Origin of the sequence: Geofilum rhodophaeum, assembly GCF_002210225.1 — a bacterium.
Taxonomy (GTDB): domain Bacteria; phylum Bacteroidota; class Bacteroidia; order Bacteroidales; family Marinilabiliaceae; genus Geofilum; species Geofilum rhodophaeum.
Genome location: NZ_MWUJ01000005.1, coordinates 160,497 through 186,992 on the forward strand (window position 1 = coordinate 160,497; position 26,496 = coordinate 186,992).

Genomic DNA, 26,496 nt, shown 5'->3' on the forward strand with positions numbered 1-26,496 from the left:
TAGTGTACATTAAAGCAACGTGGAGTGAATAATTTTTGGCAACGCATCCTGACCGGAATTGTATTTGTTATAGCTATCATTGGCGGGATGTGGTGGCATCAATATTCTTATTTGCTCATTTTTTATACCGTTGTTTTGCTGGGTATGTTGGAGTTTGCTGAATTGGTTCGGGCCCGACCGGTTCATGCACAAATAGGATGGGCGGTTGTATTGGGATCTTTCTGGTACCTGGCCTCCTTCTTTGTTTTATCCGGCGCCATTTCAGAGCGTTGGCTGATGTTTGTGGTTCCCCTGATTATGGCGGTTTTCATTACGGAGCTTTTCCGAAAATCGAATACGCCGCTTCTGAACATCGCCTGTACGCTGATTATACCCTTTTATGTGGCTTTACCCTTTTCCTTTCTGCACTTTTTGGTGTTTAAAGGCGGGAGTTACGACTATCTTCTTTTGTTGGGCTTTTTTCTCTTGATCTGGGCGAATGATTCCGGAGCTTATCTGATTGGGGTTCGTTTTGGAAAACATCGCTTGTTTCCACGCATTTCTCCCCGAAAGAGTTGGGAGGGAGCTGTTGGCGGTTTTGTTTTTACCCTGGGGATTGCCTTTGTGCTTTCGCTGTTTATTGAGCAACTGTCCTGGGGACACTGGTTGGCCATAGGGGTATTGGTTTCGGTTATGGGGACCTTTGGCGATTTGGTAGAATCTATGCTTAAGCGCAGTGTAAATGTAAAGGATTCGGGTTCGCTGTTACCCGGTCACGGTGGCGTTTTGGATCGTTTTGATGCCGTTGTTTTTGCGGCGCCTCTGGTTTGCGGTTATCTGATTCTTATAAGGTACATGTTTTAAAATTTTGTATTAATTGCGTGCTATGACCATTCACAAAGAAGGATATCGCATCCTGGTTGTTTTGCTTTTGGTGCTGGTAGGAATTAATGTGGTGCTGGCGTTATTGATCGGCCCCTGCCTGCTGGCTGTGCTCCTTTCTGCACTGATTTTTTTGCCCGTACTCAATTTTTTCCGTAGTCCCAATCGCCAGCCTTTTAGAAACGATAAGGCCATTGTGGCGCCCGCGGATGGAAAAATTGTGGTGATAGAGGAGGTGGAAGAGCCCGAATTTCTAAAAGGGAAAGCCCTACAGGTCTCGGTGTTTATGAATGTTTTTAATGTGCACATCAACTGGTATCCTCTCGCTGGTGTCGTGCGTTATTTTCGCCATCACAGTGGCCGCTTTATGGGCGCTTATCTGCCCAAGGCTTCTACGGAAAATGAACGGACCACGGTGGCCCTGGAGCACAGCAGTGGAAAAACCATTGTGGTGCGGCAGATTGCCGGAGCCATTGCCCGCCGAATTGTGTGTTATTCCGAAGAAGGTGCCACCGCGGAGCAGGGAGCACAGATGGGGTTTATTAAGTTTGGGTCCAGAGTAGATATATATTTGCCCTTGGATGCACGTATTGATGTAGAGCTTGGCCAAAAGGTCAAGGGTCGACAAACCATCATCGGCTGGCTCGAGTAGCGCTGTTTCTTTAAGAAGATTTTGCCACAAGGGATGTTCCATCGGGGAACACGCCTTGTGGTTTTGTTTTAAATAATAATTTGAATTGTTATGCTGACAGGGGTCAGGAGGAAACCTGTAGATGAAGTATTGGAGTCGCCCATTGTTCAACAAACGGCCTTTTGGTCGGAGGTGAAAAAGAACCTGGGGGTGGGTACCCGTGCTTATGATTTTAAGTTGCTCAAATCGGATGTAGCCGGATGCAGTGGGCAGCCGGGTTCGAAGGAGGCCGATGTGCTGGTGGTTCAGCAGCCGCTCGATGCGCAACATTCCATCGCCTATGTGCCCTACGGACCCGAAATTGAGCCGGTGGCCGGGATGCATGGTCCTTTCTTAGAGGAGCTCTCAGAGAGTCTGCGCTCCTTTTTACCCGACTCCTGTATTGCGCTTCGTTACGATTTGTGTTGGGAGTCTTTCTGGTCGGGGGAAGAGGATTTTTACGATGAGCGGGGACAGTGGCAGGGTCCACCCGATGCACCGATTCAGGAAATGCGTTTCAATTTTGGGACGCAACATTGGGGTTTCAAAAAGGCACAGAGCAATCTTTTACCGTCTAATACGGTGTTTCTGGATCTGTCGCAGAGTGAATCGGCCCTTTTGTCGGGAATGAAGTCCAAAACCCGCTACAATATTCGTCTGGCCGCACGAAGGGGCGTGGTGGTCGAAGAGTTGGGGATGGATCAGCTGGATCTTTGGTATGCCCTTTACAGTGAGACAGCCAGGCGGAACGGTATTTACCTGCACGACCTGGATTACTTTAGAGCGGTTTTGGCGGCACGAAAGAGTCGGAATGCGGAGCCCACGGAGGTGATTTTGCTCCTGGCCCGACGGGACGAGCTGCCGCTGGCGGCTATGTTTCTGGTGGTGAGTGGCAGCAGGGCGACTTATTTGTACGGGGCTTCTGCTACCGAAAACAAGGCCCTGATGGGCAGCTATGCGCTGCAGTGGGCAGCTGTGCAAAAGGCGAAGCGCATGGGCTGTACCGAATACGATATGTTTGGTGTGGCGCCGAATGCCGACCCGGAGCATCCCATGTACGGACTTTATCGCTTTAAAACCGGGTTTGGAGGACAATTGTACCACCGTATGGGCAGTTGGGACTATCCGCTGCAGCAAGAGGCTTATACGTATTTTTCAGCCATGGAGATGACCAGCAGAGGTTATCACTTGTAAGCAGTCCTGCTGCGTTTACACGCGAAGGCCCAGGAATACCACATCGTCCACCTGTTCCTCGTTCCCCTTCCATTCGATAAAGGTGTCGCGCAAACGGCGGGCTTGTTCCTCCATGGGCAATTGGTGAATGTCCAGCAGCAGTTTACGGATGTTGCCGGTCATAAACTTCTTGCCCTCAGGTCCCCCAAACTGATCGGCATAGCCATCGGAGAACAGGTATATGCTGTCGTTCTTGTTCAGTTGGTAACTCATGTTTACAAAGGCACTGTCGTCTTCCATGATGCTGTCGCCAATGCTTCGGCGAATGCCCTTATAAATGTTCAGTTCTCCATTGATGAACAAATACACGGGGCGTTTGGCAGAGGCCAGGCGCACCGATCTGTTTTCCGGGTCAATCTCTACAATAGAGATGTCCATGCCATCGCGCGTGGTATGTCCCTCATTCTTTTGCAACAGAATCTTTATTTCCAAATCGAGACGGTGCAGGATGTCTGCCGGAGAGTTGACTTTGTTGTGCTTTACAATATCGTTCAAAAGGGTGGTCCCGATCATCGACATAAAGGCGCCCGGTACACCATGGCCGGTGCAGTCTGCTGCGCAGATCATCATTTTTCCGTTAAAAGGATGGAACCAGTAAAAGTCGCCACTAACGATGTCACGGGGTAAAAAGAAAATGAAGGATTCCTGAAATTGTCTGGAGAGCATTTCCTGGGGCGGCAGAATGGACGATTGTATGCGTTTGGCATAGGTAATGCTGTCCGTTATGTCTCGGTTTTTGCGTTCAATTTCTGCTTTTTGTTCCCGAAGTACTACGGTTTGGCTGTCCACCTCCCTTTGCAGGGCTTCTTTTTGCTTTCGGAGCTTGCGTTCGCGCAGGTGAACAAGGCTGAATACGGCCAGCACCATTGCAGATAGGAGTATTAAATAAAACCACCACTTTTTCCAAATGGGTGGAGCTATTACGATGGCCATGCTCAGGGGCGTTTGGTTGTAAATTCCGTCGGCATTGGCTGCCCTTACTTCCAAAAGGTAATCCCCGTCGGGCAAGAAGTCGTATTCTCTGAAGGTGGTCGTTCCCAAGTCGACCCACTCCTGCTGCGCCTTATCGCCTTTGCGTGTTAAGCGGTATTGATAGCTGACTGCCTTTGGGTTTTTAAAACTGATGCCGATAAAGTCGAAGCGAAACTTATAGCTGTTTTTGTAGGGGAAGGGCAGAACCAGATCCTTGTTGGCATCCAATTCCTCGTCGGATACTTTTATGGAAGTGAAATTGAGCAGGGGGGGCACCTTGTTTTCCACATCCTTGTCGGGTCGGTAACGGATTACGCCTTCATTGGAGGCCAGCCATAAATCTTGTTCAGGGTCGCGACTGATTTGATTGAAGTCGACCCCCAGGTTTTGTTCGTAATCGTAAACGCGGATTCTGTCTTTGGCCGGTTCAATGGCGCTGAGTCCCGGAAAATGGGTCACCCAAAGGCGTCCCTGGTTGTCTCCTGCAATGCTGTAGGCGAAATTACGGGCCAGTCCATTGCTGATGTCCATTACATTTAGGGAGTCTTCCTGGTATTGTATAACGCCCTTGCCCAGGGTGGCCAGCCATAAGTTCCCGTCCTGATCCACGGTCATGTCGTTGACATCGGTCGGCGTGTCCGTGATGCGGTGAATTTCAATGCTCTTGTCCTCAATGCGACAGATGCCGCTGTTCTTGGGCCCCAGCCACAAGCCCCCGTTGCCGTCGGGATAAACAAAGTTGATGTTGTTGTGGGGCAGTCCGTTTTCGGTGGTCAGGTGCCGCTGTTCCCTGGTCTTTAAATTGATTTGATAATAGCCCCCTACGGTAGCTAAGTATAAAAGATGTTGCTGACCACTGAGGTCGTTGATTTTTTTACCGGGTTGGGTGCGGGTGTAGAGCCAGGCTTGGAAGTTGGCTTCCTTATTTTTTTTGTAGTAGAGTCCGTGATTCTGCGTCGCTGCCCAAAGGGTGCTGTCGGGATCCCTGTACAGTCCTGTAACTGCATCCTGGGGCAGACCCATAGCCGGGTCGTAGAATTCGAAGTCGGTAAAGCAATAGGGATCGGCACGTATCAAGCCGTTTTCAAGACCAATCCAAAGATCTTTGCCGTCGTGCAGTACCGATCTGGCTTTGTTGTCCTGGAAACCGATCAGGTCCAGGTCGTAGAAAATCATGCTTTCATCGGTGAGACACGAAAGCCCTCCTCCGTAGGTGGCAAACCAGTAATTGCTTTCTTTGTCGGTGAGCAAATCACGTATAAAGTTGTTGCTCATTCCGTTTTCGGTAGAAAAAGTAAAAGATTCGGTGAAATCCTGGAGCTGCTGGTCGTAGAATAGTTTGATGACACCCTGTCCCCAGGTGGCCAGCAGCAGGTGCCCCTCCTCTTCTTCCTCAATGTCCTGGATGTTCTCGTATTGCAGGTCGAAGCTGAGACAAAGGCTGTGGTCAATAATCTGTGTTGCTTCGTCGCGCTCGGGGGCAAAACGAAAGAAACCGTCGCTTTCTGTCGCAATCCAGAATTCTTCGTCGAAGCCCTTCCTTTTTTTGATGGCGGTGATGGTGCTCATGGGCATTTGGTCGAAGCGTTCAAAGCCCTGTATTTTTCCGTTGTTGCCGGTCTTAACCCGCATCAACCCTTCGGAAGTTCCCAATAAAACGGTATTGTCGGCCAGGGGATGAATCGAATAAAAGAGGGTGTAGCCCAAGCTCCCGCTGTCGAACCAGGTGGTCAGGTTGTTGTAGCGGTCAACCTTGGCAAAGCCATGGTTTTGCACGGTGAACCAAATGTTGCCTTCGGCATCTTCATGCAGGTCGCGAACGGGACTGGCGGTGCCTTCCACCTGGAGGGTATGAAATTGTTGGTTGCGGTAGTAGCTGAGCTGACCGTTGTTGTGACCTACCCAAAGCGTTCCGTCGCTGGCAACGTGCATTGACATAACAAAATTGTCGGCCAGGGAATCGCGGGTGCTGAAGGATTGGAAACGCAAGCCGTCGTAGCGTACCAAACCTTCTCCCGTCCCAATCCACAGAAAACCGTCGGGGGTTTGTTCAATGGCATAGATGAAGTTTTGCGGCAGTCCCATATTGGCATCGAAATTCCTGAACCGGAAGGTCTGGGCCGACACCTGGGTAAGGGTCAGCAAAATCAACAGGGGCAGGAGTAGTCTGGGGACTTTTATGCTCATCGGATGGGTGCTTTAGGTTTAATGCCTATGCTGTATTTGTATTTGGGAATGCCGCCAATCGGGATGCTGTAGAAGGGCAGTAATTCGCCATATTGGTTTTCGAGGTATATCACTACATTGTTGTTGCGGACCTGGTTGTTCCGGTTTTTGATCATTTGAATGTCGAGGGAGGAGTTGATGTCGTCGGCGGTTATTTCATGACGGCTGGCCGACCAGTGATCATCGCCCGATATGGCCATGCGCTCTCCGTTTTTGGATGGGGATATGATGCGGATGATGCCGTCGTTGTCCCAATCGAAATTGCCTTGCTGAATGGCCACGACCCGTTCGTCGATGTAAGGATAGATGTGCGACACTTCCGCTACATTATCGTGCATACGAAATTTGTACTTGAAGTAGAAGGCGAAGGCGCCTTCTACAGGTCTGTTTTCCTGTTGGTCGGTGCTTAAAAACAAACGGTAAAGATTTCCGTCGTCTCCGGCCATGCCCTCTACCACCAATTTGAATATATAGCCACCAAATTCGGGCAAGAGCTCCCCCTCTGTAGGATTAAAAGGTCCAAAGGTGTGCCAGCTTTCGTCGTAGCGGGCGTCGTTGCCAAAGGTGCGTGATGCCAGCATCGTTCCACTCCTATAGTTGCCATCTCTTTCAATGCGCTGGGCGTCTGTATTGGAGCAGGCGCCGGTTCCACCAAATACCGCAAAATTGGTGCGGGTGTCCCAGCTGCCCTGCTCTTCGTCAAAGGCGCCACCAGTGTCGGGGTCGTATACCTTTATGAAAATGGGGTCCTGAAAGGTTTCCGGAACACTGAAGAAAATGATTTGTATAAAGTCGTCGTCTCCCCAGGCTGTTTCAGCATTTTTGCCAAAGGTAACCAGAGCGGGAATGTTTTCGTCAACGGCAGGAACAGGCTGTGCCTGTATGCCCAGGTGGACCCAAAGCAGGAGGAGTAGAAGTGCAGTACGATGGCGCGCAGACATAGGTAATTTAATTAAGTTTTTACTCCACATTAATAATCCGGTACGAACACCAACGCTGGTTGTCCCAATAGGCTTCGCAGCGGATGGTATGGGTGCCCTTGCCAAAACTGTGCCGGATTGTGCTTCCTGTTTGTTTTTTGGTTCCCGGGCCAAAGTCCCAAAAATATCGAACGTCTTTTACATCACCAAATCCGCGAAGCTCAGCTTGCAGAATAATTTCACTACGGGCGTCTGGAGATGCAGGAACTGTAATGTAAACCTGCCGTGTTTCTTCAAGCAGCAATTCGTAACTGGCTACTTCATACAATTCTTCTCCACTGAGCGAATCCTGAACACTTAGGATTATCTCGTAGAACCCGGGTCCCGCGAAGCAATAATCGACTTCGGCCCCAATTTCACGACCGCCATCACTGAATTCCCAAATGTAGCGATGCGGCAGGGTGTCGCTGTCGAAGGGACTGTCTTCAAAAAAGGTGAAGCAATACTGGTCCTCCACGACTTCCTGGGCTTTTTCACAAAAGGACAGTTCGTATTCAAATTGGTAGAGCCGGTCGCGGCCCTCCCGGTTGGAGGCAAAATAGCCACTGGTTTCACCGCTCAGCACAAAGCCGCTGAAGTCGTCGAATGCCGAATTGATGGGGGCAGGCAGGGGGGTGGGGCGACCCCAGGTCCCCCGACTTTCTTCGCTGTAGTAGAGGTCCATACCGCCCAGACCTGCATGTCCGTTGGAGCTGAAGTAGAGTCGTCCAGCTGCCGTCATCTGGGGAAAAACCTCGTCGCCCGGCGTGTTGATGGCAGGGCCCAGGTTTTGGGGCGCTGCCCAGCCCGATTCGGTGCGTTGGCTCACCCATAAATCTTTTCCGCCTTCGCCTCCCGGCAGTTCGGCTGAGAAATAGAGTTGCTGCCCATCGGGACTGAGGCAGGGGTGACCGATGGAGGCGGAGCCGACAGCCATTTCTATGGCTTTGAAGGACGACCAGTTTTGATTTTGTTTGTGGGCTTCGAAGAGGCCCAGGCGATTGGGCTCCGGATCTTGGTGCGGCGTTCTGGCTGTGTTCAGGGTGGCCACGACTTTTTGGCCGTCGGCCGAAAAGCTGAGCGGACCTACAGTGAGTTGTTCGCTGCTGAATAATTCATAGGGCTGAGGATGGCCTATTCGCCCCTTTTTGTCTATGGTCGCCCGATATACTTTATAAAGCGGTTGTTCGTTTTGGTCGGTGCGGTTGACCATCCACGCGCTTTTTCGATTGGATACAAAATACAGGGTGGAATCCTGCACAAGCGGTGCCATTTCGTCGGACCAGGGGGTGCCGACGGGCAGCTTTCGGAGGCTGATTTCCTGGGCCGGTAGTATGGGGACTGCGGCAAGCAGGAGGAAGAGGCTAAGTAAAATTTTTGCAGCCATGCGATAGCGTTGTTTAAACATTAAAAAAAGCGGGGGTTCTCCGTTGGTATTTGCTGTCCCCAGTCGAACTGCAGCGAAATTTCATGACTGCCGTTGCTTGTTTTTTTGAAGTCGCCCAGCGGTACATCGTAGCTGTAGGTCAGCATCCATTGCCTGGTGAAGCGCCAGCCGGCCGTTACAATCAATTCCTGGTTGGTTCGCCAGGTAAGTCCTCCTTTAAAACGGTTGTTGTACCAGGTGCTCAACGAAAGGTCGGCCAGTACATTCTGGTTTTGGCGCAGGCGTACCAGGGTGGCCGGTTGCAGCGACCAGGAGGCATTAAGAAGGTGCTGGTACCCGGCGGTGAGCAACCAGGTGGTTTTGAAGGGCTCGAAGCTTGCGTCATCATTTTGAAAGGGTGCCTGGTAAAAAAAGTCGGGAACGGAGAAGCCCGCAAAAAATTGCTTTCCGTACCAGGCAGCACCGAAACCCAGAGCGGCTTGGAGGTGCACTTCCCTTTCCCCAAAAGCTTCGTCGTCCGGGTCGGTCAGTTGCAGCTCGTTCCACCCGGCTTCGGCATTGTAGAGTCCACCTGAGAGACTAAAAGCCAGGCGCTGGTGTTGGCTTAAGGGAATGCGATGGGCGTATGCCGCCGTGAAGCCAGTATTACGGGCAATGTTAAAAGTTTCATTGTAAAAGGTCAGGCCCACCCCAATTCGCGGGTTGCGCAAGGGGGCATGCAAGGCAAAGAACTGGGCCTGTGGGGCACCGGGAATATTGCTGTATTGTTGGCGAAAAGCGGCGAGCATCGACAAGGTCTCCCGTGAGCCGGCAAAGGCCGGATTCAGGGCAAACTGGTTGTCCTGATATTGGGTCATCAGCATTTCCTTTTGCGCAAAACCCGAAGTTTTCAGCAAGCTCATCAGGATGATTATGGTCAGGAGGTGCTTCATACAGGGCGGGTTTTAGCGTAGGGTGCGATTTATGATGAGGTAGTCCTTAATGTGGGTGTTTTCGCCGGTAAACAGGTAGTAATAATAGCCGTCGGGCAGGTCCTTCCCCTCCTGGTCGGTGCCTCCCCAATCGTTGTTATAGGCCGTTTTTTGAAAGACTATTTTGCCTTGTTGATCAAAGACCCGTAATTGGTTGTGGGGGATGGTGGGTGCTCCCGGAATCATTAAGTAATCGTTTTTGCCATCCCCATTGGGTGAGATGCCCGTTGGATGTTGAAGTCCCGCCACACGAATGGTGGTTTGGGCAAATGCCGGGGGACAGTTGCCACGCTGTACTTCCCATTCCAGTTGGGTGGTGCCAGGACTTAAATCGCTTATTTCGCTGTGGGGGTTGTTGGGTTGCAGTACTGTACCGCTGCCACTCAGCAGGTGCCATTGTCCCGACGCGTATTCAGGAAGCGTGGCCTGAAGGCGGTACTGGTCTCTTTGATACAGGGTGGTGTCGGGCCCGGCGGTAAAATCTGTGGCTTGCAAGGGAAAGAAAAAAGTCGTTTCGAAGTCCGCCAGCTTTTCGCAGCCCTTATTGTTTTGGGTCCACCGAAAAACATAGCTGCCCTGGGTGTCGACGCTGACCAGAGTTCCAGGATCGTTTATCGCGGAGAAATCAGCTGTGCCTGCGCTGCCGGGGAGGAGCGCCCAGCTGCCCGATCCGGGATGGGCCTCGATATGGAGCGTGATTTGCGAGCCACAGATTTCGCTTTCTCCTACTACGGGACCAAGCACCGGGGTCAGATCCACCACCTCGGCAACAGTTCCTTCTTCTCCCTTGTAAAGCGTGTTGCAGTTGTTGCTGTCGGTGACTTTCGTGATGCTCAGGGTGGATGGGCCTTCGATTGCTCTGTTGAACAGGTGTTCAGAGTCTTGGATGGCATCGATGCTGCTGTCGTCACTCAGCTCCAGCTTCCAGGGGCCGTTGCCTTGCAGGCTGGCTGTAAATTCTGCCTGGCCGCTGCCACAAATTTCGCTGTCGCTGTATAAGGTGGCCGAAGGTTGGCCCAGCAGGGTTAGAGTCATTTCATCACTGACCCGACAGGGGCCGTTTTCCTGCACAAAAGTGAGGTCGTAGGTTCCCGGCTGATTGGCGCTGACTTGAGTGGCAGCAGTCTGCGGGTCGGAAAAACTCAGTCCTTCTGTTGCTTCCCAGTATGTGGCGGTGCTGGCTCCGCCAACAGTAGCCTGTAGCTCTGCACTCAGGCCACAAAGACTTTGGTCGTCACCGGCACTGTAGCCGCCTGGCATTTTGTACAGATTCACCAGGGTTTCTCCTTTTATGAGGCCACTTTCGGGTGAATAGAGGTACTCGTCGTTTCGGTCTAGAGCTTTGGAAACAATAATGCGCAGCTTGGTGGTCCCGGAATAATCTATCTGTTTTTCCGCAGCGTAAGTATGGTTGTTGTCGAAGTCAGAAGGGTAGTAGTCTGTAATAAATTCGGTTTCTTCGAGCATGACGCCTGTTTCTGTGTCGTAAATGGTTAGCCAGGCATCGAAGGGGGCTTCGTAGCTGTCGCCAAAGCGAATTTGTATGTTGAGGGTTCCGTTTTCACAGAAGTCTGTATCGGGGGTCAGCAGTTCTGCAACAGCTTGTACTTCTTGGCCCTCAGCGGGGTTTATTGTGCTGATTAGCAGGCAGGTAATCAGTGGGAAAAGCAGCCGTTTGTGCATTTTGGTTGTTCTTTTAAGGGGCGCTCCGCTTTTCGGACCTTTTAAAGGTCTATAGTTTTGCGGATTAGAGGGTAATTTTAAGGAATTTTAGTAGAATAAAAAAGGCCTGTACATAAAAAGTGTGTTTTACTACCTGAAAATGCTGTCTTCACGTGGTGGGTTTCTTTGTAATTCTTCCCGCCGGAAGGCGCGGAGTTCCCGGGTGAAGCGCTCGGGGAAGTTTTCGCCGGGTGCCGGACCGGGTGAGAGCACCAGCTGTCCGTCGGGTCGTATCAAAAAATAGGCCGGCAGGACTTCGATGCTGTAGTCTTCAACTACTCTGGCCGAACCACCAAAATGGAGAAAGTCCCAGTCGAAATTGTAGCGGTCGAGCAGTCGATCCATGGCTGTTGCATCCTCATCCAAAACGATGGTGAGTACATGCAGATCACGCTGCATTAAGCGATGAAAACTTTCCATTCGCATTAAGTCCTGAATGCAGGCATAGTTTTGGGTGTGAATGAAATTAAGATAAACAAATTTGCCCTGGTAGTCCTCGAGCGTTTTAAGCTGCCCTTTGCGATTGCGCAAGGCAAAGGTGGGCGCCGCACTGCCCGGACGCAGTCGCCCAATTCTTTGGTAGAAGGTCGTTGCCAGTTGTCTCAACCGCGGCGTGGCGGCTGTTTCAGCAGCTTCCTGTAAAAGCCGGTCTGTTGTTGCTTCTGTAAGCGTTTCGTCGAACCATGCCTCGTAGAGGTTGTAAAGCAAAATAAGTTCGCCCACTTCTTGGGAGGGAATCAGGGGATCGGTGAGGGCAAGTGTGCTGAGGCTGTCGAAGGCGGCTTGTTGCCCCAGGGCCTGAACCAGGGCCTGGCGTGTGTCCGGAGCAAAGCGCTCGGGAAAGAAACCTTTGAAAAGGGTTTGGACCACTTCCCAAAAAACGGGCAGTTCCCAGGCGGGCTGGGGCAAATGCTGCAATATCGCTCTTTCATTTTGCGGGCGGGAGGCCTGCTGAAGCTTAACGAAGGACCAGGCTTTGTGCTGGTCGAACAAGGGGTGACTGAAGAAATATTTTTCGTTCAGTTGCTTTTGGAATTCTGCCGCCAGGATAGTATCTCTGTGCATAAAGAGCTGCCGGGCGTGGTTGGCCATGAAATAATCGAACTCGGCATCGAACTCAACCATGTTCCGATTCAGCTCCCTGCTTTCGGCGTTGGCTATACCCAAGGGCAGCTCTTCCTGAGGATAGTGGGGATTGAATCGGTCCACTTCACTTCGGGGCTCAAAGGGTGGCAGTACCAATTGGTAACTTTTGCCGGGTTCCAGAAAAATATTTCCCCGGTAGCGGCCCAGATCGACTTCGGCCTGGAGGGGTTCGGAAACCGGAAAGCTGAGGTCGAAGTGCCCTTGGTCGTCGATGGGCAGGTAGACAAGGGTTTCTTTGGTGGGAATCAGTGGATTGGTGGTCTGTTCAAACACCAGATTGATGCCGGCATAGGCAGGTGCCGATCCGAAAAAGCGCACGCTGTCGACCGGGAGGTCGTCAGCCTGGGCGGTGACCTTGAGCAGCATTAGGATACTGAGAGCGAGGACCAGTTTGCGCATGGCTTTGGATCGGTTTATCAAGTGGCTTTTTCTTTTTGCTTAATCAGTTGGTAAATGGTATTGGGGATAAACTTGGACGCATCGCCTCGGTGTTTAAGTATGTCGCGCACGATGGAGGAGTTGACCGGGGTGTGCTCCGGGGTGGTGAGCAGAAATACGGAGTCGATGTGGGTCATCAGACGGTTCACCTGGGCAATGGCTCGTTCGTACTCAAAATCTGCCGCCGTACGCAGTCCCCGCAGAATGCTGTCGGCCTTCTTTTTAATGGCGAAATCTACCGTTAGGCAATCGTAGGCTTCCACGCTGATGCGGGGTTCGTTGGCAAACTGGGCGCGGATAAACTCTACCCGTTCGTCCAGCGAAAAGTAGTAGCGCTTGGCTGTGTTGTGCCCCACGGCAATAATGATTTTATCGTAGAGTTTGAGTCCCCTTGTCACGATGTTTTCGTGTCCTACAGTAAAAGGGTCGAAGGAACCCGGGAAAATGGCAGTTCTTTCCATGTTTGGTTTGTTTGAAAGGGCTAAAATTGGCAAAAATACTGGAATGCGCAAGGAATTTTATAATTTTGACTTTTTGACGGACTTGAACCGACTTTAGAGTCACTTAAAATCAGGAGCAATGCAATACAGACAACTTGGAAAATCGGGCATGAAGGTTTCGGAACTATCCTTGGGAACCTGGCAGGTAGGCGGCAAATGGGGATCGGGTTTTGACGATGCCAATGCCGATCGGATTTTAAATGCGGCCATCGATCAGGGGGTCAATTTTATTGATACCGCCGATGTGTATGAAGACGGCAGGAGCGAGAAGGCTGTGGGACGTGTGGTGCGCTCGCGTTCAGAGGAGCTGTATGTGGCTACCAAGTGTGGGCGACAAATTCAGCCGCATGTAAATGCCGGCTACACGCCCGATGTCTTGCAGCGCTACGTGGAGGACAGCTTGCGGCGTACCGGACTGGAGCGTCTGGATTTGATTCAGTTGCACTGTCCCCCTACGGAAGTGTATTACCGGCCCGAGATTTTTGAGCGCTTCGAGAAATTAAAGCAGCAGGGTAAAATCCGTAATCTGGGCGTGAGTGTCGAAAAAGTGGAGGAAGCTCTTAAGGCCATTGAATATCCTAATGTTTCTACCGTACAGATTATTTTTAATGCCTTTCGTCAGCGCCCTGCCGAACTCTTTTTTAAGGAGGCGCAGCGTCGTGAGGTCGGCATTATAGTGCGTGTGCCGCTGGCCAGTGGACTTTTAACCGGAAAGTTCAGTGCCGACACGAAGTTTGATGCCGGCGATCACCGCCACTTCAATCGCAAAGGAGAAGCTTTTGATAAGGGGGAAACCTTTTCGGGCATCGATTACGATTTGGGCCTGAAGGCGGTAGCCGCGCTTCGGGAGGCTTTGCCCAACAGGAGCAATCTGGCTGCTGTAGCCCTGCAATGGATTCTGCAGTACCAGGAGGTGGGTTGCATTATTCCCGGTGCCTCGCGGGAAGAGCAGCTGCGTGCGAATCTGGCGGTGTATCAGGAACCCCCGCTGACTACGGCAGAGGCAGCGGCCATTAACGACATCTATAAGAAATACATCCAACAGGGGGTGCATCACCTTTGGTAGGAGGACGTTTTATGAATCAACTGGGACTCACTACGCCGGCGGTTTTATTCTCGGCCATTTCGCTGATAATGCTGGCCTATACCAACCGCTTTCTGGCCTATGCCTCGCTGGTACGCGAGTTGCATGCCCGTTTTAAGCAATCGCACGACGCCGTTTTGTTGCGACAAATCATCAATATGAAAAGGCGCTTGCGGCTGACCCGTGCTATGCAGATTCTGGGTATTTCCAGTCTGCTTTTTTGTGTGGTGACTATGTTTTTGATTTATGTGGAGTGGACCACTCTCGCAGAGCTGGTGTTTGGGGTGGCCTTGATTATGCTGATTCTTTCCCTGGCTATTTCAATACGGGAAATTCAGATTTCTTCCCAGGCGCTGGACTTGCAGCTGGGAGATATGGAGGAAAAGAAGCAGTCCCTGGGTGAGTCGCTGATGAATCCCCGGCGCGGAAGACTGTAAAAGTAAAGCAATAAAAAAAAGCCCCTCGGGGCTTTTTTTTATTTTACGCGCATTACGCCAAAGAGGCGGAACATCCAGCGTGGAAGCGGCTTTTCGCCCCGTTTTTGCAGATCCAGGAACCAGCCAATTTTCTTGACGAGGGGAATCTTGTGCGTCTCCACAAATTCGATGAGGGTGCTTTCGGGCGCCTGTATGTAGGCAAAGTTGCCGGCGGCTTCGCCCATGTCGAAACTGTCCATGGCGCGTGCGCTGTCCACTGTAAAGGGGAAGCCTTTTTCTTTCACCTCTTCGCGCAGTTCATCCATACCGTTGATGTCGTAGCACAAGTGAATGAAACCCGGATCGCCCCAAATGCGCCCTTCGAAGATGTCGCGTGCCGGTCGCTCGGTGCTTTCTACCAACTCGATGGTGGAGGGGCCAAAGAAGGGACTGAAACTGCCTTTGTAGGTGGCGGAATGGCGCAGCAGCACGCGTCGGCAACTGCTTTCCGCACCCGGCACGCCCTGCCAGTCGTCGAACACGCCGCTTTTATCGTACACCACCTGGTCGTAGCCCAGGATGTCTTGGTAGACTTTCAGGCTGTCGTCCATGTTTTTTACGCCGATGACCACACCCAGCACACCCCCTGTAGGGGCTTGTTGCGGAAAGTAGACAAAGTCGTTCTCCACCACTTCCCAAATGTTGTTGTAGGGGTCCTTCAGGTAAAAATGGCTTTGGCCGGCCGGGTCTGTGGTGGGGGCACTGAGCAGATTCAGACCTTGTTCCTTAAAGCGCTCGTAGGCCTTGCTGGCATTTCCCGTTTTCATCTTTCCGATGGCGATACCCCAGTCGCCCAACTGCAACTGAAAAGTGGGCGCCACCGGTGTTTTACCGGTGTGCTGCCAAATTTCAAAGCCGCCACCGCCCTCCAGGTTGAGGGCCAGAATGGCGTGACGTTCCCGGGGTTTCCCCTCGGTGTGCTTCAGCATCAGTTCAGCTGTGGCCGCCTCCTCAAACATTCTGATGTCCATGCCAAAGTGTTCGCGGTACCACTTGAAAGCCGCCTGAACGTCGCTGACGCCCACGCCAAGCTGTTGTATGCCGTTGATTCTTTTTGCCATAAGTATAGGTGTTTTTACATAGGTTTAATTTTGCGCACAATGCGGCGGTGCAGGGCCGGGAAAAAGCGCCGTATTTTTAATATCAACAATTCACTGCCCCCTACCGGAATCTCTGCCCTTTCCTTTTTCAGTCCCCGCAGTATCTGTTGGGCCGCTTTTTCGGGGCTGATGCCGTTGGCCTGACCCGGATCCATTTGTCCGTGCTCCCGTCCTTCCTTGTTGATGGCGAATTTGGAGATGTTGGTCTGTATGCGACCGCCAATCAACATACTTACCCGGATATTGTTTGGGTGGTTTTCTACCGCCAGCGATTCAAAAAAGCCGTGCAGGGCGTGCTTTGAGGCGGCATAGGCCGAGCGGTAAGGAAAGCCGAATTTGCCGACCAGACTGGAAGCTGCTGCCAATTGTCCCCCGCCATTGGCCAGCATGTGCGGAAGCAGGGCCTTGGTCAGCGCCACCACGCCAAAAAAGTTGACCTCCATGATGCGCCGGTCGTTTTCGAGGGGCGTTTCGTGCACGAAAGAACGTTGACTGATGCCGGCAAAATGGTAAAGGGCATCGATGCGGAAGCCTTTGGCCAGTATTTGTTGGGCCGACTGTGCAATGGCTGTACTGTCGGCCATGTCGAGGGCGACTTCTTCTGCCTGAGCTCCGGCTTGTCGCACCTCCGCTGCCACGGCAGCGAGGCCGGCTGCATCGCGGTCGCTCAAAATCAGGCGCCCCTTATAGGGACTTAAGGCCAGGGCGAGGGCCCTCCCCATGCCGGAAGCGGCACCGGTTATCCAAATGGTTTTTCCTGCAAAATCCATATTCCAAAAATGGTTTGAAGGGACTAAAATACACAAAAGTTGCGACTTGCCTAAGTCCTGCCTGTTTAGCGGTCTTTTACAATACGCCTTTGGTGCTGGGCAGCTGTTGGTTAAAGGGGTCTTTGCGAATGGCGGCCTTGATGGCTTTGGCCAAGGCCTTAAAGATGCCCTCAATCTTGTGGTGTTCGTTGGCGCCTTCGGCCTTGATGTTGAGGTTGCTCAATGACGCGTCGGAGAAGCTCTTGAAAAAGTGCTGGAACATTTCGGTGGGCATGTCGCCTACTTTTTCCCGCTTGAATTCGGCTTCCCAAACCAGCCAGGGGCGTCCCCCAAAGTCGATGGCCACCTGTGCAAGCGTGTCGTCCATGGGGAGGCAAAAGCCGTAGCGGTCAATGCCCCGCTTGTCGCCCAACGCCTTGCGGAAGGCTTCGCCCAGCGCCAGGCCGGTATCTTCTATGGTATGGTGCTCGTCCACATGCAAATCGCCCTTTACCTGAATGTTTAAGTCCACCCCGGCATGTCGCCCGATTTGTTCCAGCATGTGGTCGAAAAAGTGCAGGCCTGTGCTTATGGCACATTTCCCCGTACCGTCGAGGTCCAGCTCAATGTGAATGCTCGTCTCCGCCGTAGTTCGGTCGACGACTGCCGTCCGTTCGGTTTTGAACAAAAAGGCTGCAATTTCATCCCAGTCGGTACTCAGCAGCGCACAGGCTTCGGCCAGTCCGGACGCCTCCAGCTCCTTTTGCGCAGTCTCGCTTTGCAGCAGTATGCCCTTGCAGCCGAGGTTCTTGGCCAGCTCGATGTCGGTCAGACGGTCGCCTATGACCAGCGAGCCGGCCAAATCGTAGCCTTCGCTGAAATATTCGCCCAGCATGCCGGTACGTGGTTTGCGCGTGGGGGCATTGTCGGCCGGAAAGGAGCGGTCGATGTGCACCTGGGCAAAATGGATGCCCTCCCCTTCGAGCGTTTGCATCATTTTATTGTGGGCAGGCCAAAAGGTATCCTCCGGAAAGGAGGCTGTGCCCAGTCCGTCCTGATTGGTGACCATCACCAACTCAAAGTCGAGTTTGCTGATAATCAAGTAGAGGTTGCGGAGTACTTTGGGGTAGAAATCGAGTTTTTCGAGACTGTCCACCTGGTAGTCCACCGGCGGTTCATTGATGATGGTTCCGTCGCGATCGATGAACAATACTTTTTTCTTTTTCATGATATTGAGCGCTTGTTTTTACCTGCGTTATTCATAAGTTTTCTTAATCGATAATGTATGAATAATGCAGTTTAGTTCGTGTTCAAGGATTCGGGCAGAATAAAGGCTTTGAGCCAGGTGTCGAGGTAGCTGGTCCAGTAGGCAGCCGGACCCTCGGTCCGGTAGCCAAAGCCGTGGCCCCCTTCGGGCAGAATTATTTTGGTAAAGGGAACGCCCTGTTTTTGCAGTCCCCCGGCATAAGCTTCGGTGTTTTGAACCGGAACGGCGCGATCGTCGGCCGCATGCAGGATAAAGGTGGGTGGCGTTTGCGCACTGCACTGCTGCTCCAGGGAAAACTTTTGCACCAGGTCCTCCCCGGGTTGGCGACCAATGAGGTTTTGGCGACTGCCCATGTGGGTGTAGGCGGTATCCATGGTTATTACCGGGTAAATCAGAACCGAGAAGTCGGGGCGCAGCTCTTCAGGACTTCTTTGCTCATTAAGTGGCGTGGTAAAAAGGGTGGCGGCTGAGGCGGCCAGGTGGCCCCCTGCCGAGAAGCCCATCACGCCAATCTGGCTGGGAATAACGCCCAGTTCACCGGCGCGGGAACGTACCAGGTGGACGGCTTCCTGCACATCCATGAGGGGTACCAGATGGGCCTTGTCAAACAAGTCTTCATCGGGCAGGCGGTATTTCAGAATGAAGGCCTCGAAGCCCCTTTCGGCCATCCATTGGGCCACCATGGTGCCTTCGTGACCAAAGGCCTGGCGTACGTAGCCGCCACCGGGACAAATGATGATGGCGGGACGGGGACCGGAGCTGCTGTCTTGTGCCGGATAATGGTACAATTGGGGCTTGGTGACGCCACTCACACGGTCGTTTTCATTGCTTTCGGGTACTTGGATGCCTTTTTTGTTGTAGGGTGCCTCCCCTGGATAGAGGTCAAGGGTGGATTGGCTGTAAAGCGATAAGCTGGCCATAAGCAAAAGGGCGGTGAATAGGTGTTGCATAAGGAGTTTATTTATAGGCCTGAAGGGCCTGAATGAGTTGCTTGTTTTCTTCCGGACTGCCTACGGTAATGCGCAGGCAACCGGCACAAAGGGACACGGAGGAGCGGTCGCGGATAATTATTTTTTGGCTGATCAAATGTTGGTAAACGGCTTTGGCATCCGGGGTTCTGATCAATAAGAAATTGGCATCCGAAGGATGAATGAGATTCACAAAGGGCAGCTTTTGCAGTTCCTGTGCGAGGGCACTGCGTTCGGCCAAAAGTACTTCGATCCATTTCGCCACCTCTTGCTGGTTTTTCTCCAGCAAGTCCATGGCTTTTTGCTGGGTAAGGACATTCAGGTTGTAGGGGTATTTGATGCGGCTGAGTACTTCGATGATTGCAGGCTGGGCAAAAGCCATTCCCAGTCGCAGTCCCGCCATGCCCCAGGCCTTGGAGAAGGTCTGCAAAATAACCAGGTTGGGGAATTCCTGCAGGCGCGGCAGCAGGCTGCGTCCCGGTGCAAAATCGATGTAGGCCTCATCCACCACCACCAGGCCCTCAAAGCCTGTGATGACGCGTTCTATGTCTTCGTTCCGCAGGCAGTTTCCGGTGGGGTTGTTGGGGGAGCAGAGCCAGATGATTTTGGTCTGCTCATCCACGGCGGCCAAAACCGCCTCCACATCCAGCTGGAAATCTTTGGTCAGTAAGACTTGCTGCACCTTTATGTCGTTGGTGGCGGCAGCCACCTGGTACATGCCGTAGGTGGGATCAATGGCCACCACATTGTCGGTACCGGGGCGACAAAATGCGCGAAAGAGCAGGTCGATGGGCTCATCGGAACCGTTGCCCAGGAAAAGCTGGTCGCTCTCACAGCCTTTGAACGCGGCAATGCGGCGCTTGAGTCGACGCTGATGCGGGTCGGGATAGCGGTTGTAGGGGGCATTGTAGGGGTTTTCGTTGGCATCCAAAAACACCCCTTCTTCGCCGGTGTATTCGTCACGGGCCGAAGAGTAGGGTTTGAGCGCGAGGATGTTGGGGCGCAGCAGTTGTTGCAGTGGCTTCATGAGCAGAGTGGAATAGGCGGATTATTGTAAACTTTTTAAGCGCAGACTTACGGCGTTTTTGTGGGCCTGAAGCAGCTCTGCTTCGGCCATGATCTCTATTATGGGTCCCAGTTCCTGCAGTCCCTCGGGCGTGATTTCCTGGAAGGTGATTTTGCGGATGTAGCTGTCGAGGTTGACGCCCGAATAGCTGCGGGCGTGCCCGTGGGTGGGTAGGGTGTGGTTGGTGCCTGAGGCATAGTCGCCGGCACTTTCGGGGGTGTAATGTCCGATGAATACCGAGCCGGCATTGACTACTTTTTCGGCCACTTCGGAGGCGTTGCGCACCGACAGGATAAGGTGCTCGGGGGCATAGAAGTTGCTCATCTCCATCATTTCGTCGAGGGAGGTCAGCAGAAAGGCGCGGCTGTCGGATAGGGCCCCTTCGGCTCCTGCCTGACGCGGCAGTTGCTTCACCTGTTTGTCCACTTCCGCTAAGGTGGCCTGGAGTACCTCGTCGCTGGTGCTGAGCAGAATCACCTGACTGTCGGCGCCGTGCTCGGCCTGTGAAAGCAAATCGGCTGCTACAAAGGCGGGGTTGGCGCTGTCGTCGGCCATAACCAGGACTTCGGAGGGACCGGCAGGCATGTCGATGGCGGTGTTTTTAAGGCCAACCAGTTGTTTGGCGGCGGTGACGAAGCGGTTGCCGGGACCAAATATTTTGTACATTTTGGGTACGGTCTCGGTGCCGTAGGCCATGGCGCCAATGGCTTGAATGCCGCCTATGCGGAAGATGCGCTGCACGCCGGCCAGGCGGGCGGCAAACAAAATGGCGGGGTGGATGCCTCCCTGCTCGTCGGGCGGGGTGCAGAGTACGATTTCTTTACAGCCTGCAATACGGGCAGGTATGCCCAGCATGAGTACGGTGGAGAAGAGCGGCGCGGTGCCTCCGGGAATGTAGAGACCTACTTTCTCGATGGGCACGCTTTTCTGCCAGCAGGTGACCCCCGTCTGGGTTTCCACTTTTTGCATGGGCTGCCACTGACTGGCATGGAACTTTTCGATGTTGTCGGCGGCCCGACGAATGGCTGCTTTTAGGTCCTCCGGCAGGGCTGTTTCGGCCTGGGTTATTTCGGCCTGGGTCACTTCGAGCTCGGCGCCCCGGTAGCCATCGAAGCGCTCCGAGTAACGGCGCACGGCTGCGTCGCCTTCCTGCTGTATTTCAGCCAGAATGGCTTCCGTTTTTTCGTACAAGTCCGATACGTCCACCCGGGGGCGCTGCAGGAGGTCGGACCAGTCGCTCTTTGGGGGGTTGATGTAGCTTTGCATTTTAAAGAATCATTTTTTCGATGGGGATGATGAGAATGCCCTGGGCACCGTTGGCTTTCAGTTGATCGATGACTTCCCAGAATTTATCTTCCTGGATGACGGAGTGGACCGAACTCCAACCTTCTTCGGCCAGGGGAAGTACGGTGGGACTCTTCATGCCGGGCAGGATGCTTACAATCTCTTTCACCTTGTCGTTGGGGGCGTTCAGAAGAATGTATTTGTTGGAGTTGGAGGCCTGAACGGCATCGAAGCGGAAGAGCATCTGGTCGAGAATTTCCTGCTTTTCGCCATCGAGGTTTTTGTTGGCGACCAAAAGGGCTTCGGATTTCATGACTACGGCCACTTCCTTGAGGCTGTTGGCTACAAGGGTGCTGCCCGAGCTGACGATGTCGAAGATGGCGTCGGCCAGGCCAATGCCGGGGGCAATTTCTACGGAGCCGGCAATCTCGTGAATCTCGGCTTTGATCTTTTTCTCGTCGAAGAATTTCTTCAGAATTTTGGGGTAGGAGGTGGCTACTTTTTTACCGTCGAACCAGCCTACTCCGCTGTAGTGCTCGCTCTTGGGTATGGCCAGGGATAGGCGGCATTTGCTGAAACCCAGGCGTTTTACGATTTTGAGCTCGTAGCCTTTTTCGAGCAGCTCGTTTTCTCCTACCACGCCGATGTCGGCCACGCCTTCGTGTACGGTTTGCGGGATGTCGTCGTCACGCAGGAAGAGGGCCTCGGCCGGGAAGCCGGTCGACTGGGCCACCAGGCGGCCGTTGCCTATGTTGAACTTGATGCCCGATTCTTTCATCAGGGCCATGCTGTCGTCGTGCAGGCGACCTTTTTTCTGCATGGCAATTTTTAAAGTAGTTTCTGTATCCATGGTTGTTTTGTTTTGTGATTAAAGTTACGTTTCCTGCCTGAACAAAAAAAGGCTTACCATAGGGTAAGCCTTCTTGAATACTATAGCACACAACAAGCCCACCCCTTATACCAGGAGATGATGATGAGCGTTGCTGTGATGAATAAAAAGCATTTTGACTGAAATTGGTTCGTTGCAAATCTAGGATATTTTCTTTTTGTTTCAAATTTTTTCTGCTAAAAATGCTGCGATTTGTCAGGCGTGCGTCCGTCCCATTGATGATAATTCATCATTTTTTTGTGCTTTTTGGTCTTTTAGCCCTTTGCTGCTTTGGCTTGCTTAAAAAAGGTTTAACTTTATTTGTTGGATAAAACTTGAGTTGTAATGAGTTTGCGTTTTTTTTACCTGGTTTTGTTGGTGGCGCTGTTCCCGGGCATGCCAGCTTGCAGAACTCACAATAAGGAAGCAATGAAGGTGCTGGTATATACGAAAACAGAAGGCTTTCGCCATGAGGCAATAGGAGCCGGGAAGGCGGGTTTTGAGGTATTGGCACAGCGCCACAATTGGGTCGTGGATTTTCGGGAGGAGCCGGAGGTCTTCAGAAGCGACACTTTAAAAAACTATGATTTGGTGGTTTTTTTGCTGACCACCGGCTCGGTTTTGGACGATGGCGGTCGCGCAGCCTTAAGCCATTGGGTTAGGAAGGGAGGTGGCTTATTAACGGTGCATTCGGGCACCGATACGGAGAAGGATTGGCCCTGGTTTGTTGATGCTGTAGGTGCCCGGTTTACGGGGCATCCGCCGGTGCAGGAGGGGCGACTGGTGATAGAGGACCGTTCGCATCCGGCGACTTCCTTCTTGCCCGATTCGGTTTGGTGGCTCGAGGACGAATGGTACAGTTTCGACCGCAATCCCCGTTCCAATGTGGAAGTCTTGATTTCGATAGATGAGGCTTCCTATGAGGTGGACGACAACCCTTGGTTTGAGGGGGTGGAGCAAAGGATGGGCGACCATCCTTTGGTCTGGTACCGGGAGGTGGGTCGTGGGCGTGTTTTTCAGACTGCCCTGGGGCATCGTCCCGAATTGTATGCAGAACCTTTGTTTTTGATGCATTTGGCGGGTGCGGCTGAATGGACGGCTTTCAGAAAATGAGTTAGGTGAAGGTATATTTTGAGCTAACTGGATAAATAAAAGTTTTTATATGAGAAGGGTAAAAGTATTTTTTGGGGCGCTGTTGACCGTCTTTGGTTGGTCTGCTTGCTCCAATTCGCAGGAAGGACCCCTTGAGCGGGTGATCAGTGCGCATTGGGAGTTCTCAGAGGCGGGCAGCAACGAATGGTTGCCGGCTTCCGTGCCGGGTACGGTGCATGCCGATTTGATGGCGGCGGGTCGTATTCCCGATCCTTACATGGGAACCAATGAGGATGAGGTGCAATGGGTGGAAGAGCGCGACTGGGTTTACCGGACAGCCTTTGAGGTGGAGGCCGACTTGCTGGAGAAGGCGCTGGTGGAACTGGAGTTTAAGGGGCTGGATACTTATGCCGATGTTTATCTCAATGAGCAATTAATATTGAGTGCCGACAATATGTTTGTGGCCGAAGTGGTTGAGGTAAAGCAGGTCTTGAAGGAAGGGCGCAACGACTTGCGCATTCATTTTCACTCGCCGGTAAGGCGGGGTATGGAAAAGTTGAAGCAGCTCGATTACATTATTCCTGCTGTGAATGAGCAGGCTCCGGAAGGGGAACGCACCAATGTGTTTACCCGTAAGGCGCCCTTTCATTACGGCTGGGACTGGGGTCCCCGCCTGGTTACTTCCGGGGTATGGCGACCGGTGATTTTAAGGGCTGCCGATGCCGCGGTTTTGGAGGATGTTTATTTGCATACCCGTTCGGCCAGTGAAAGGGTGGCTGAGTTGGAGGGACATGCGGAAGTGCAGGTGCTGGAAGCGGGCACTTATACCCTGTCGCTGGCTTATGGCGAGGGGCAACAAGTTTTGAAACAGGAACTGCAATTGGAGGCTGGGGTGCAGATGCTGCCCTTGAATTTTGACCTGCAGCAGCCTCGTTTGTGGTGGAGCAACGGACTGGGCGAAGCCTATTTGTACGATTTTGTTTTTGAATTGCGTCGGGCCGGCAAGCTGGTGGACCGCCACCATTTGCCCTTTGGGGTGCGTACCCTGCGTTTGGTTCAGGAGCCCGATTCGGTGGGGCGCAGTTTTTATTTTGAACTCAATGGGGTGCCCGTATTTATGAAGGGGGCCAATGTGATTCCCTCGCATACGCTGACGCCTTCGGTGAGTAAGGCCGATTATGAGCGCTTGATCGACAATGCCGTGGCCGCCAATATGAATATGGTACGTGTATGGGGCGGTGCCATTTATGAAGAAGATTATTTTTACGAGCTGTGCGACCAAAACGGTATTTTGGTTTGGCAGGATTTTATGTTTGCCTGTGCTTTGCAGCCCGGCGACGAGGCTCATTTGGACAACATTCGGCGCGAAGCCGAATACAATGTGAAGCGTTTGCGCAATCATGCGAGTATTGCCCTCTGGTGTGGCAACAACGAGAACCTGCACGGTTTGCTGCATTGGTGGAACGATATGTTTACCCCCGAAGTGGAAGCCTTTATGTGGGCCACCTACGAACGCATCTTTTTAGACATTCTGCCCGCCGCGGTAGAAAAGCACCATCCAGGCCAGGCCTATTGGTCGACCAGTCCCAGTGCCTATGGTGATGCACCTGCCGATCGGAAGTCGGGCGATGAGCACGACTGGACCATCTGGTTTGGGGAGCAGCCTTTTTCAGCCTATGGTGAGAATGTTCCTCGTTTTGTGAGTGAGTACGGTTTACAATCTTTTCCTGACATGGCCACCATTGCGGCCTTTGCCCCGGAGGATCAGCAGGAGTGGGATTCGCCCTTGATGCGACACCGGCAAAGGGGACGCATGGCGTATGTGGCACCCGGTTTCGATGGAAACGATATGATTAGACGCTATATGGCACGCTATTATCAGGTGCCCGGGCAGTTCGAAGATTTTGTGTATGTGAGTCAGCTGATGCACGCTCAGGCCTACAAGACGGCCATTGAGGCGCACCGTCGTTCCATGCCGCACACCATGGGATCTTTGTATTGGCAGTTGAACGACAGCTGGCCAACCATTTCGTGGTCGACGGTAGATTATTATGGCCGCTGGAAGGCTTCGCACTATGCCGTGCGCAAGGCCAACGCACCGGTTCTGTTGGCGCCGCTTGTTGAAGACGATCGCCTGCAGGTATTTGTAGTCAACGACCATCTGACGGGTTTTGAAGCCACCTTGCGCGGCACCCTGATGGGGATGAACGGGACACGGATGTTCGCCGATTCGATGCAGGTACAAGTAGGGGCCAATACTTCCACCCTGGTGCTGGACGATCGTTTTGGTAAGTTTATGACTCCGGAGGTTCAGGTTCGGGATGTGGTGGCCTTGCTCGAATTGGTACGTGAAGGAGAGGTGATTGCCGATAATATTGTGTATATGGCTGAACCCAAGGATTTGCCGCTGCATCCTGCACGCCTGCAAAGCAGCTGGAAAACTGTGGAAGGGGCTTATGAGCTGACGCTGGTCAGCGGGGTCGTGGTCAAAGGCGTGGCCATTGAAGTCCCCGGCAAGGAGGTGGTGTTGAGCGACAACTATTTTGATTTGTTGCCGGGTAGGCCCCATACCGTTGTTCTGCGCAGCGAGGAAGCGCTTACTGAATCGGATTTGGTTCTCCGCAGCCTCAACGACTTGAGACATCGGTAAAAAAGGTTACTTTTGTAGAAAACGATACTGTCTATGATGTCTCTGTTTCGTCACGTCCCGAACGCTTTGACCAGCGGGAACCTGTTTTTGGGTGCGGTGGGTACTTATCTGGCTTTGGCCGGGAGACCCGATCTTACTGCCTGGTGTGTTTTGGCGGCCGCCTTGCTCGATTTTCTGGATGGCTTTGCGGCCCGCATGCTGAATGCTTACAGCGCCATAGGTAAGGATTTGGATTCATTGGCCGATTTGGTGAGTTTTGGCGTGGCGCCTGCAGCGGTGTTCTCGAGTATGATGCACCAGGGTTTCAGCGGACAATGGGGGGGCGATTTCTGGACCCTGACCCTGGGACAGCAGGTTCTGGTTTTGCTGCCTTTTGTCCTCGTGGTTTTTTCGGCCCTTCGTCTGGCAAAGTTTAACAACGACAGTCGGCAGACTGAGAATTTTATTGGCTTGACCACTACGGCAACGGGCATGTTTACCGTTTCGCTGGTTTATTTGGTTTACCACGGTCAGCTCGATGCCCTGCGTTGGAACAGTGTGGGAGTGGTGCTGGGTTTGGTCGCTGTTTTTTCGGCCCTGCTGGTGAGTGAAATCCCGATGTTTTCGTTAAAAATTAAGCATTTGCGCTGGAAGGGCAATCAGCATCGCTACGTGCTTTTGCTTATCTCCCTGGTGGCTGTAGTGCTTTTAAAGGCCGGCGCTCTGGCGCTCATCGTTCCTGCTTATGTGGTTTACTCCCTTGTACTTTATTTGAGTGCTGGAACCAAGTCTCGGTAGACCGGGGTTTAAAGCATATAAAAAAAGCGT

At 52.6% G+C, this 26,496-nt stretch carries 22 protein-coding genes; 8 read left to right on the forward strand and 14 right to left on the reverse strand.

The window, feature by feature from the left end:
- The first annotated feature begins 24 nt into the window (after positions 1-24).
- The 3 genes from B4W65_RS06955 to B4W65_RS06965 all read left to right on the forward strand — a co-directional run bounded on the left by B4W65_RS06955 (position 25) and on the right by B4W65_RS06965 (position 2,725).
- The gene (locus B4W65_RS06955) at positions 25-843 is read left to right on the forward strand and encodes a phosphatidate cytidylyltransferase (protein WP_088654411.1); all 819 of its coding nucleotides are present in this window, start codon (positions 25-27) and stop codon (positions 841-843) included.
- 22 nt (positions 844-865) lie between these two features.
- The gene (locus B4W65_RS06960; protein WP_088654412.1) at positions 866-1,513 is read left to right on the forward strand and encodes a phosphatidylserine decarboxylase family protein; all 648 of its coding nucleotides are present in this window, start codon (positions 866-868) and stop codon (positions 1,511-1,513) included.
- 90 nt (positions 1,514-1,603) lie between these two features.
- Positions 1,604-2,725 carry a lipid II:glycine glycyltransferase FemX gene (locus B4W65_RS06965; RefSeq protein ID WP_088654413.1) on the forward strand — a complete coding sequence of 374 codons (1,122 nt, stop codon included), beginning with the start codon at positions 1,604-1,606 and terminating at the stop codon, positions 2,723-2,725.
- A 15-nt stretch (positions 2,726-2,740) separates the two neighbouring features.
- Here B4W65_RS06965 and B4W65_RS06970 read toward each other — a convergent pair whose 3' ends face one another.
- The 7 genes from B4W65_RS06970 to coaD all read right to left on the reverse strand — a co-directional run bounded on the left by B4W65_RS06970 (position 2,741) and on the right by coaD (position 13,046).
- On the reverse strand, positions 2,741-5,923 hold the full coding sequence (locus B4W65_RS06970) for a ligand-binding sensor domain-containing protein (RefSeq protein WP_088654414.1): 3,183 nt from the start codon (positions 5,921-5,923) through the stop codon (positions 2,741-2,743).
- Complete coding sequence (locus tag B4W65_RS06975; RefSeq protein ID WP_088654415.1) at positions 5,920-6,903, reverse strand: hypothetical protein; 984 nt, start codon at positions 6,901-6,903, stop codon at positions 5,920-5,922. The genes B4W65_RS06970 and B4W65_RS06975 overlap by 4 nt, the downstream gene beginning before the upstream one ends.
- A 19-nt stretch (positions 6,904-6,922) precedes the next feature.
- On the reverse strand, positions 6,923-8,308 hold the full coding sequence (locus tag B4W65_RS06980) for a PKD domain-containing protein (RefSeq protein ID WP_158522796.1): 1,386 nt from the start codon (positions 8,306-8,308) through the stop codon (positions 6,923-6,925).
- A 20-nt stretch (positions 8,309-8,328) separates the two neighbouring features.
- A complete protein-coding gene (locus B4W65_RS06985) occupies positions 8,329-9,240 on the reverse strand; it encodes a PorP/SprF family type IX secretion system membrane protein (protein WP_088654417.1) in 912 nt (303 codons plus the stop codon).
- Between the two features lie 12 nt (positions 9,241-9,252).
- Positions 9,253-10,962: a gliding motility-associated C-terminal domain-containing protein gene (locus tag B4W65_RS06990; RefSeq protein ID WP_088654418.1), complete on the reverse strand. Its 1,710-nt coding sequence runs from the start codon at positions 10,960-10,962 to the stop codon at positions 9,253-9,255.
- A gap of 129 nt (positions 10,963-11,091) precedes the next feature.
- Complete coding sequence (locus B4W65_RS06995) at positions 11,092-12,546, reverse strand: TlpA family protein disulfide reductase (RefSeq protein ID WP_088654419.1); 1,455 nt, start codon at positions 12,544-12,546, stop codon at positions 11,092-11,094.
- 17 nt (positions 12,547-12,563) lie between these two features.
- Complete coding sequence (coaD, locus tag B4W65_RS07000; protein ID WP_088654420.1) at positions 12,564-13,046, reverse strand: pantetheine-phosphate adenylyltransferase; 483 nt, start codon at positions 13,044-13,046, stop codon at positions 12,564-12,566.
- 118 nt (positions 13,047-13,164) lie between these two features.
- On the opposite strand from coaD, the gene B4W65_RS07005 reads away from it, so the two are divergent.
- Both B4W65_RS07005 and B4W65_RS07010 read left to right on the forward strand, forming a co-directional pair.
- On the forward strand, positions 13,165-14,151 hold the full coding sequence (locus B4W65_RS07005) for an aldo/keto reductase (protein ID WP_088654421.1): 987 nt from the start codon (positions 13,165-13,167) through the stop codon (positions 14,149-14,151).
- 11 nt (positions 14,152-14,162) lie between these two features.
- Complete coding sequence (locus tag B4W65_RS07010; RefSeq protein WP_088654422.1) at positions 14,163-14,606, forward strand: DUF2721 domain-containing protein; 444 nt, start codon at positions 14,163-14,165, stop codon at positions 14,604-14,606.
- A gap of 38 nt (positions 14,607-14,644) precedes the next feature.
- Here the strand turns inward: B4W65_RS07010 and B4W65_RS07015 are convergent, their stop codons facing one another.
- From B4W65_RS07015 to hisG, 7 genes are all read right to left on the reverse strand, one after another.
- The gene (locus B4W65_RS07015) at positions 14,645-15,706 is read right to left on the reverse strand and encodes a VOC family protein (protein ID WP_088654423.1); all 1,062 of its coding nucleotides are present in this window, start codon (positions 15,704-15,706) and stop codon (positions 14,645-14,647) included.
- A 14-nt stretch (positions 15,707-15,720) separates the two neighbouring features.
- Positions 15,721-16,515, reverse strand: coding sequence for an SDR family NAD(P)-dependent oxidoreductase (locus B4W65_RS07020; RefSeq protein ID WP_088654424.1), 795 nt, complete (start codon positions 16,513-16,515; stop codon positions 15,721-15,723).
- Between the two features lie 76 nt (positions 16,516-16,591).
- Complete coding sequence (gene hisB, locus B4W65_RS07025; protein ID WP_088654425.1) at positions 16,592-17,722, reverse strand: bifunctional histidinol-phosphatase/imidazoleglycerol-phosphate dehydratase HisB; 1,131 nt, start codon at positions 17,720-17,722, stop codon at positions 16,592-16,594.
- A gap of 71 nt (positions 17,723-17,793) precedes the next feature.
- A complete protein-coding gene (locus B4W65_RS07030; RefSeq protein ID WP_088654426.1) occupies positions 17,794-18,711 on the reverse strand; it encodes an alpha/beta hydrolase in 918 nt (305 codons plus the stop codon).
- Positions 18,712-18,718: 7 nt separating this feature from the next.
- Positions 18,719-19,756: a histidinol-phosphate transaminase gene (gene hisC / locus B4W65_RS07035; RefSeq protein ID WP_088654427.1), complete on the reverse strand. Its 1,038-nt coding sequence runs from the start codon at positions 19,754-19,756 to the stop codon at positions 18,719-18,721.
- Positions 19,757-19,777: 21 nt separating this feature from the next.
- Positions 19,778-21,061 (reverse strand): histidinol dehydrogenase, encoded by a 1,284-nt coding sequence (gene hisD / locus B4W65_RS07040; RefSeq protein ID WP_088654428.1) that lies wholly within the window; start codon positions 21,059-21,061, stop codon positions 19,778-19,780.
- 1 nt (position 21,062) lies between these two features.
- Complete coding sequence (hisG, locus tag B4W65_RS07045) at positions 21,063-21,929, reverse strand: ATP phosphoribosyltransferase (RefSeq protein ID WP_088654429.1); 867 nt, start codon at positions 21,927-21,929, stop codon at positions 21,063-21,065.
- Between the two features lie 363 nt (positions 21,930-22,292).
- On the opposite strand from hisG, the gene B4W65_RS07050 reads away from it, so the two are divergent.
- Genes B4W65_RS07050 through B4W65_RS07060 form a run of 3 tightly spaced genes read left to right on the forward strand, consistent with a single transcriptional unit; the run spans position 22,293 to position 26,466 of the window.
- Positions 22,293-23,060: a ThuA domain-containing protein gene (locus B4W65_RS07050; RefSeq protein WP_240509503.1), complete on the forward strand. Its 768-nt coding sequence runs from the start codon at positions 22,293-22,295 to the stop codon at positions 23,058-23,060.
- Positions 23,061-23,109: 49 nt separating this feature from the next.
- On the forward strand, positions 23,110-25,689 hold the full coding sequence (locus tag B4W65_RS07055; protein WP_088654430.1) for a beta-mannosidase: 2,580 nt from the start codon (positions 23,110-23,112) through the stop codon (positions 25,687-25,689).
- 33 nt (positions 25,690-25,722) lie between these two features.
- Positions 25,723-26,466 carry a CDP-alcohol phosphatidyltransferase family protein gene (locus tag B4W65_RS07060; protein WP_240509504.1) on the forward strand — a complete coding sequence of 248 codons (744 nt, stop codon included), beginning with the start codon at positions 25,723-25,725 and terminating at the stop codon, positions 26,464-26,466.
- The last annotated feature ends 30 nt before the right edge of the window (positions 26,467-26,496 follow it).

Coding starts and splice junctions, on each gene's coding strand:
- B4W65_RS06995 (WP_088654419.1), bottom strand. CDS start 12,546: ATGCGCAAACTGGTCCTCGCTCTCAGTATCCTAATGCTGCTCAAGGTC.
- B4W65_RS06980 (WP_158522796.1), bottom strand. CDS start 8,308: ATGGCTGCAAAAATTTTACTTAGCCTCTTCCTCCTGCTTGCCGCAGTC.
- B4W65_RS06990 (WP_088654418.1), bottom strand. CDS start 10,962: ATGCACAAACGGCTGCTTTTCCCACTGATTACCTGCCTGCTAATCAGC.
- B4W65_RS06960 (WP_088654412.1), top strand. CDS start 866: ATGACCATTCACAAAGAAGGATATCGCATCCTGGTTGTTTTGCTTTTG.
- B4W65_RS07060 (WP_240509504.1), top strand. CDS start 25,723: ATGATGTCTCTGTTTCGTCACGTCCCGAACGCTTTGACCAGCGGGAAC.
- hisC (WP_088654427.1), bottom strand. CDS start 19,756: ATGAAGCCACTGCAACAACTGCTGCGCCCCAACATCCTCGCGCTCAAA.
- hisG (WP_088654429.1), bottom strand. CDS start 21,929: ATGGATACAGAAACTACTTTAAAAATTGCCATGCAGAAAAAAGGTCGC.
- B4W65_RS06985 (WP_088654417.1), bottom strand. CDS start 9,240: ATGAAGCACCTCCTGACCATAATCATCCTGATGAGCTTGCTGAAAACT.
- B4W65_RS07005 (WP_088654421.1), top strand. CDS start 13,165: ATGCAATACAGACAACTTGGAAAATCGGGCATGAAGGTTTCGGAACTA.
- B4W65_RS07050 (WP_240509503.1), top strand. CDS start 22,293: ATGAGTTTGCGTTTTTTTTACCTGGTTTTGTTGGTGGCGCTGTTCCCG.
- hisB (WP_088654425.1), bottom strand. CDS start 17,722: ATGAAAAAGAAAAAAGTATTGTTCATCGATCGCGACGGAACCATCATC.
- B4W65_RS07055 (WP_088654430.1), top strand. CDS start 23,110: ATGAGAAGGGTAAAAGTATTTTTTGGGGCGCTGTTGACCGTCTTTGGT.
- B4W65_RS07020 (WP_088654424.1), bottom strand. CDS start 16,515: ATGGATTTTGCAGGAAAAACCATTTGGATAACCGGTGCCGCTTCCGGC.
- B4W65_RS07010 (WP_088654422.1), top strand. CDS start 14,163: ATGAATCAACTGGGACTCACTACGCCGGCGGTTTTATTCTCGGCCATT.
- B4W65_RS06970 (WP_088654414.1), bottom strand. CDS start 5,923: ATGAGCATAAAAGTCCCCAGACTACTCCTGCCCCTGTTGATTTTGCTG.
- B4W65_RS07030 (WP_088654426.1), bottom strand. CDS start 18,711: ATGCAACACCTATTCACCGCCCTTTTGCTTATGGCCAGCTTATCGCTT.
- B4W65_RS06965 (WP_088654413.1), top strand. CDS start 1,604: ATGCTGACAGGGGTCAGGAGGAAACCTGTAGATGAAGTATTGGAGTCG.
- hisD (WP_088654428.1), bottom strand. CDS start 21,061: ATGCAAAGCTACATCAACCCCCCAAAGAGCGACTGGTCCGACCTCCTG.
- coaD (WP_088654420.1), bottom strand. CDS start 13,046: ATGGAAAGAACTGCCATTTTCCCGGGTTCCTTCGACCCTTTTACTGTA.
- B4W65_RS07015 (WP_088654423.1), bottom strand. CDS start 15,706: ATGGCAAAAAGAATCAACGGCATACAACAGCTTGGCGTGGGCGTCAGC.
- B4W65_RS06975 (WP_088654415.1), bottom strand. CDS start 6,903: ATGTCTGCGCGCCATCGTACTGCACTTCTACTCCTCCTGCTTTGGGTC.